Consider the following 280-nt stretch of genomic DNA (forward strand, 5'->3'; position numbering starts at 1 on the left):
CTTCTTCGCGATTTCCTTGATGACCTTGTTGCGCGGGTCGGAGATCGTGTACACCGGGTGACCGAAACCGATCACCACTTCCTTGTTCTCGACGCGACGGCGGATGTCCGCTTCCGCTTCATCCGGCGTCTGGTAGCGCGACTGGATCTCGAACGCGACTTCATTGGCGCCGCCGTGCTTCGGCCCGCGCAGCGCGCCGATTGCACCGGTGATGGCCGAATAGATGTCCGATCCCGTCCCCGCGATCACGCGGCCCGCAAAGGTCGATGCGTTGAACTCG

General features: G+C 62.9%; 1 protein-coding gene. It reads right to left on the minus strand.

The window, feature by feature from the left end; genetic code table 11:
• A partial coding sequence (locus P0D96_RS48640) for a citrate/2-methylcitrate synthase (RefSeq protein WP_408321527.1) occupies nt 1-280 on the minus strand: 280 nt, incomplete at both ends.

Source organism: Paraburkholderia sp. RL17-347-BIC-D, assembly GCF_046027915.1.
Taxonomy (GTDB): Bacteria; Pseudomonadota; Gammaproteobacteria; order Burkholderiales; family Burkholderiaceae; genus Paraburkholderia.